Annotated in this window: 5 protein-coding genes; 3 read left to right on the top strand and 2 right to left on the bottom strand. The window is 56.3% G+C overall.

Annotated elements, in window-relative coordinates; all coding sequences use genetic code 11:
* Nucleotides 1–437: 437 nt before the first annotated feature.
* The 3 genes from C0Z18_RS32190 to C0Z18_RS32180 all read left to right on the top strand — a co-directional run bounded on the left by C0Z18_RS32190 (nucleotide 438) and on the right by C0Z18_RS32180 (nucleotide 3,716).
* The gene (locus C0Z18_RS32190; protein ID WP_233217586.1) at nucleotides 438–1,211 is read left to right on the top strand and encodes an EAL domain-containing protein; all 774 of its coding nucleotides are present in this window, start codon (nucleotides 438–440) and stop codon (nucleotides 1,209–1,211) included.
* Nucleotides 1,212–1,729: 518 nt separating this feature from the next.
* Entirely contained in the window at nucleotides 1,730–2,077 is a 348-nt protein-coding gene (locus C0Z18_RS32870) for a hypothetical protein (protein ID WP_146014167.1), read from the top strand.
* Between the two features lie 979 nt (nucleotides 2,078–3,056).
* Nucleotides 3,057–3,716: an ImmA/IrrE family metallo-endopeptidase gene (locus tag C0Z18_RS32180; protein ID WP_199189608.1), complete on the top strand. Its 660-nt coding sequence runs from the start codon at nucleotides 3,057–3,059 to the stop codon at nucleotides 3,714–3,716.
* Between the two features lie 481 nt (nucleotides 3,717–4,197).
* On the opposite strand, the gene C0Z18_RS32175 is transcribed toward C0Z18_RS32180, so the two are convergent.
* Together C0Z18_RS32175 and C0Z18_RS32170 are read right to left on the bottom strand one after the other, a co-directional pair.
* Nucleotides 4,198–4,713, bottom strand: a complete 516-nt coding sequence (locus C0Z18_RS32175; protein WP_102649510.1) for a hypothetical protein — start codon at nucleotides 4,711–4,713, stop codon at nucleotides 4,198–4,200.
* A gap of 206 nt (nucleotides 4,714–4,919) precedes the next feature.
* Nucleotides 4,920–5,735, bottom strand: coding sequence for an RES family NAD+ phosphorylase (locus tag C0Z18_RS32170; protein ID WP_102649509.1), 816 nt, complete (start codon nucleotides 5,733–5,735; stop codon nucleotides 4,920–4,922).
* Nucleotides 5,736–5,978: the final 243 nt, after the last annotated feature.

The following is a 5,978-nucleotide window of genomic DNA, read 5'->3' as shown; positions in this document are numbered from 1 at the left end:
GGTCGAACAAGTCGCTGCCGCGTCAAAGGCGCTCGACGATCAGGGACGCATGCTTGCCGACTCCGTAGCGGTCTTCCGGCTGGGGTCAGAAGCATGACGCGCGCTATCCCAACTAGCGCATGTGCCACCGGGGACGGGGAATGCTGCCGCTAAAGCTACCGCTTTCAAGGCCGTTAACAAAGTAACCTGGGCCAACGGCGCTCTCCGTTCGGCAATGTGTGCCTTCGGCCCGTTCGACAGGCTGACGAACGCGCTCAACGCGTCCAGGCCGATTGTTGCACGCTCGGCGCCAGCAGGCGTTCAGCCAGCTAGCGCCAAGCCGTGATCGACGCGTTATCGAGACACCTGGCGGCTGCGTCTCCCCCGGGGGGCGCCGAACCGCTGATCCCGATGCTGCTGCGAGATGCAGCCAGAATCGGCCAATGAAGGCTTTCAACATGAACGAACTTCCATCGCCGTCATCCCCGTCGCGAGGCTGCAGTGCATGCAGGGACGGAAATGCATTGTCAATGGACATAGGCTTTGCTTTCCAGCCCATCGTGGATATGAAGCGCCAGAAGCCTTTTGCATTTGAGGCGCTGGTGAGAGGCGCGAACGGGGAGCCGGCAAGTTTTGTTTTGTCCCAGATCGACGAACAGAACAAGTACCCGTTCGACCAGCGATGCCGACAAGTTGCCATCGCGTCGGCGGCTGAACTGCAACTGGACGCGCACCTATCGATCAACTTTATGCCGAATGCCGTCTACCGGCCCGAAGCATGCATCCGAACGACGTTGAGGGCGGCAGAAACGCATGGCTTTCCGCTGGACAAGATCATCTTTGAGACGGTCGAAGGCGAATTCATCGCCGACCGGACGCACATCGTCAACGTCTTCAGATCGTACAAGGAGTACGGTTTCCTCACCGCTATCGACGACTTCGGTTCGGGTTATTCGGGGATGGCGTTGCTCGTGGATTTCCAACCCGACATCGTTAAACTCGACATGTTCCTGCTTCGAAACATCGATCAAAATTCGGTACGTCAACGGATCGTCAAGGGGATTTTGGCCATCGCTAATGACTTGGGCATTCGCGTGATCGCAGAAGGCATCGAGACAAAGGGCGAGCGCGATTTCTTCTTGGCCGAAGGTGTCACCCTCATGCAGGGTTACCTATTCGCAAAACCAGCGTTCCGCCAACTGCCGAATCTCGACGAAGCCTCGTTTGCATAAAATATCGCTCGCGCGTTAAAGACTAAACATAATGCTACTGTGTGGCGACGATCTCGTACCCATGTTCGGCGTCAGCCGAGCGTTGTGAGCGTCTCGTCGGACATCAGGGAGCGAGGCGCCTCGTTATCACGGGCAAGGCGCGGCCGCGGCCATGCTCCCGGTCCATCATCGTAGAGGCTCGGGATGTCTCTGCGCGAAAGAGCACATCCAACTCGCGCTACCAAAGTCCTCCGGAAATGTCTTGCTCGTTGGTTCAGCTTCCGATTCTAGGTGGTGCCCTTAAATTCGCGCTTACGAAAAAGGCGCATAGCATGACTTGGGTGTCCGCTCCCTGAGCCAAATGGGACGCCTCAACGTCTCGCCATCGACGCAAACCAATGACGCTTAATGGCCGGATGCCATCCGATGCTGCCCCGCGCCGCTCGACGGCACCTTCGTGCCCCCTTGCGATTACCCGGTGCTCCCCGAACCCGTCATTCGTGTTAGCGTAATCCTCTGCTGCCGTTCCGGTTTCTGCCATGGCTTATCGACTGCACATCGAACGTGATCCGTCCATCTCGCTGGATGAATGGCGGGCTATTATCCGCGGGCAAGCCTCTGTAAAAGAAGACGAGCGCCCGGTCACGTCGGTGAATCCAGTGACGGGCGAAAGAATTTCGATTCCGGGAAGACCTGGCGATGTCGCGATGCTTGTCGATGGCGAATGGATCAAGACCTTTAGCTGGAGTCGGGGCCGTGCAAGTTTCAACGCGCCTCGGAATTTATCCGCAGTCGATCCAACGATGGCGGCGGCTATGCAACTGGCCGTGGCGCTTTCCGCCGTCATCCGGGGCGATGAAGGCGAGGTCTACCCGCTTGATGGCTGAATTCGGCCGGCCGCTGCTCCGCAACGGGCGACTTCGACCCTGAGCGGCCTGTAGGCCCAGCGCAAGATCTACTTCCGCTTTCAAAACGAAGCGGCCATTTGTCCTGCCGCGTTGCGGCTCCCGGCAGCGGTTGCCTTCGTGGCCGGTAGTGTTCGCAGCTATTCCGGTGGGGAACCAAGTGGCCGGTGCGCTTGCCTCTGAGGTCTTTGGATTAAATAAGTTACTGCATTGCCTAATTTTCTACTATGCTTTGCATAGGGTAGTCCCGAACTTTAAAACACGGGGGTTGCCATGCATCGGGGAAACGTTCTTGGAAGAAGAATAGTCGCGATTCTGTTCACGGTGGCGAGTTTCTTGCTAATCCATAAAAGTGCATGGGCTCAAGCCGATCCGAGGCAGTTGCTAGGCGCGATGATTCAGCAATTGCAAACTGGCACGCTAAATCTGACTTGGTATGGCCCACAGCTGCTACAGGCGATCGCTGCACAAACTGGCGGAACTGGGAAAGATCCCCGACTGATCCAACTCGGCCCCGTCTCGAAAATTAGTGTAATGCAACAAGTGCCTTTGCCCACCGGCATCCTCTATTCCCTTCAAGCTACACATCAAAATGGCACATCGGCATGGGTACTTGGTATTGGTGCCATGACGAACCGAATTGAGTACGCAAATTTCAGTGTCGGTGCGCCACAACCCTTGCCCAGTCCCGCGCCAACTCCTGGTCCTAACCCGCCTGATCCGACTCCATCTACGGACCCACGGTCTTCGGCGGCCTGTCAACAATTCCCGAATTTATGCTAGCGCGTTGACCTTTGTGAAAACCGCAGTTCACGGATGAATTGGCGATTGAAGGGGGGCGAGCATGGTAGCTAGGCGTGAAGTTGTACTAGGGGGCCTTTTATTGTTGGGGTGGGAAATATCTTCCATCCCCGCCTATGCGCGGACCAGTCTTGGCGCCCATATCCACGGTCCCGGATGTATGCTGACTCCCGAGCAGGCAGCCAGTTTTTTCGACGATGCCCCAGATACACGCATGTACATCACGGGCTCAGAACCGATGATTCCGAAATCTGGAAATGAAAAATTGGATTTTGCCCTCGCTCAAACTCTCGCGAAGATTTCAGACGTATTTGATGTATTGCCGGGGTTCGCATATTACGATGACAGCGATGGACTTAACGCCTATGCAACGCCGGCTGTGAGATTGAATCGGTCGGACGGCACGGTACTTTTCGGGCAACGTTTATTAAATAGATTGATGAGTGGACCAGAGAATCCAGACGCCAGCGTGGCCGCAGTGTGCGCACATGAGTTCGGGCATATTGTTCAACATAGAAAAGGGCTCACGCAAAATCTTCTCGCCGGCCAACCAACGGTGAAAAGGGCGGAATTACAAGCTGATTTTTTTGCGGGTTATTTTGCTGGGGTTCGAAAGCTTCAAAGAGCTAATTTTCCGGCCGCAGTATTTGCCATGACGCAATACAATTTCGGAGACAATATGATAAATAATCCGAGTCACCATGGAACGCCACCTGAGCGTTCCGACGCGATCACGGCAGGGTTCAAAACCGCCTTCACGGAAAAGAAAAGTTTTGCTGAGGCGCTCGTATCGGCGACGAACTACGTTATGCAGTTATGACGTTTGTTGCCTCGGTAGTCAACTGACTGCTGCTACCCGACGGTTTGTAGCGTCACACCTCGTAGTTAAACATGTAGCGGATGTGTGAACGTCCATAGGAAGTTCGGACCGATGTCCGCAGATGGCCGACCAGCGACCGCCGATGCCGTCTCGACGCTCGGCACCGCGGGAAGGTCGCAACCCGACCGAGGCTGTGTGAAAACTCGAAACTATCCGGTTTTGCGGTGTCGCCTTACCCCTCCCGAACCGCTTCGAAGCCCGCACGCGGCGATCTAGCGAGCGGAGTTTGTAAGGCGGTGCGTCCGGCGGAAGTTTTCACACAGACTCGACCCGTTCCCGACGCCAAGCCCGGCGTCACCTCTATGGCAGCCACGTGCGGAGTAACGGCCATTTACGCGCGCCGAACGGGAACTCGTCGATCGATGCTCATAGTCGTGGACGATCAATGGGCGTATGCGAAGTACAGACGATGATCGGCGAATCACTGCGAAGCCAACTGCTCGTCTTCCGCGCGGAGCTTCTCTGTAGCGTCGGCAAGGCGAGCAGCCCACTTTGCCCACATGGCACCCGCTTCTTGAGTACCTGGTCCGTCGACGTCTCTTCGTTTGCCGCCTTCGAAGCACGCGGCCGCCAGTTCGCTCCGCGCGCGGATCACCTGCTCCGCAGCAACCGCAGTCGGAAGAATATGGATCGGCAGGCCGTTCATCGCTTCAAGCACCTGATTCAGGTCACTGCGTTGCTTTAGCCGGTCAATTTCTCGATCAGTTAACTCGGCGTTACCTCGCAACTCTCCCACCGACTTCACGACCGTCCAGGCTTTATTTGTGAAGGCGACCGCAATTCGGAGCACACGCCGGGCTTCCTCCCGCTCTGCCGCTTTGCGTCGCTTGCCTTCCAGATGATGCTGAAGAAACACGACGCCGAAGGCGCCGGCAATCGCGACGGTCGAAGCGACCGCTTGCGCGAAAGACAACCAATCCGCGTGGTGCCAGCTCATGCGTGATCTCCAATATTGTTCTCTGGCGCGATGGTCGAACCAGCTCTTGACCTCTACCGACTACCAGAGGGGGAACAGGGCCCATCAAAGGCTTCGCAGTAGGCCTGCAGCGGAAATTTGTCTCTACAACCGGTAGAAGCGGATACTGAAACCAGTGCTCGTCGCGGGTTGAGTGGTCGAACCACAAAGCCAAAAGCATTCCCTTCCTATTCTTCCTGCTTCGGAAAGCCCCCAGTCGAAAACCAGGCATTTCCCGTTTGCCTGAATGAGATCTCGAAGCCGGTGACGGAAAAAGGCGCGCAGCTTACTACATCGGCATCGTTCGGGTTGAACAGCACGATGTTGTAGCCTTTCTCACCGAACTGGCTTTTGTAGACAATGGCGTCGTATCCTTCGCTCGCGAAGACCTCAGCCAGTATCTGCGTGGGCACATAATCTGCGGTGTCGTCAGACCTGGTAACCGGCGTTGAGAATGCATTGTCGATGTCGATCCAGACAGCTTTCTCCTTGTCCTCCAATGACAATGGAGTCTCGTTCACGAGGTGGTCAAGAACGGTCATGGCCGCGGACTGACCATGGCCGCATGAAAGATCGAGAGCACGCAATTCCCGATTCAATCTGAACTGTGCGACGGAAACCTCCGAGCCCACCCACGGTCGCACTTCTGAAATGACCGTCTGCAGCATGGTGCCGAGATAGAGCACGGAGACACCGGCAGCGTTCGCCCGGCCTTCCATCGCTTGATTTGGGCGCGGTTTCATCCGGTCGGCCTTGTAACCGGTCGGCTGCTCGGGCTCCTCTTTGCTTAGGGTGCAGTAGTCAATTCCCCGCTGGGCCCGAAGCAACTGCATTCCGTCCGGTAATACGCGATCTCTCCCCCTCAGCGTTGCCAAGACCGTTGCAATGAACGCCTTGACGTGGTCGTCCCAAACGTAGCGTCGTTTGTGACGGACACGCTGCGCGAAACGGTTGTAGCTCATCCAGGAGGCAAACTCGGGTGTCGCAGGATTGTCGATGTCCATCGGAAAAACCTCTATAGAGGTAGACGTTTAAATTGCGATGCGGACTCAACCGTTGGCCGAGGCCCACATAACGTCGCGTTGTTAACCTCGGCAAGTTGTACGATATCAAGAAGGCACCCCCGGCGTCAGACTAGTTGTCGTGTCGTTTGAATCTTAGACGAGGTCCGGGGGCGGTAGAATCGGCATGAATGAAAGCCTACTCAGCAGAACGAAAAGAAGCCCTGGTGCGTCGTATGATGCCGC

The sequence above is a fragment of the Trinickia dabaoshanensis genome (assembly GCF_002879885.1).
Lineage (GTDB): Bacteria > Pseudomonadota > Gammaproteobacteria > Burkholderiales > Burkholderiaceae > Trinickia > Trinickia dabaoshanensis.
This window is presented reverse-complemented; position numbering and strand designations above follow the sequence as displayed.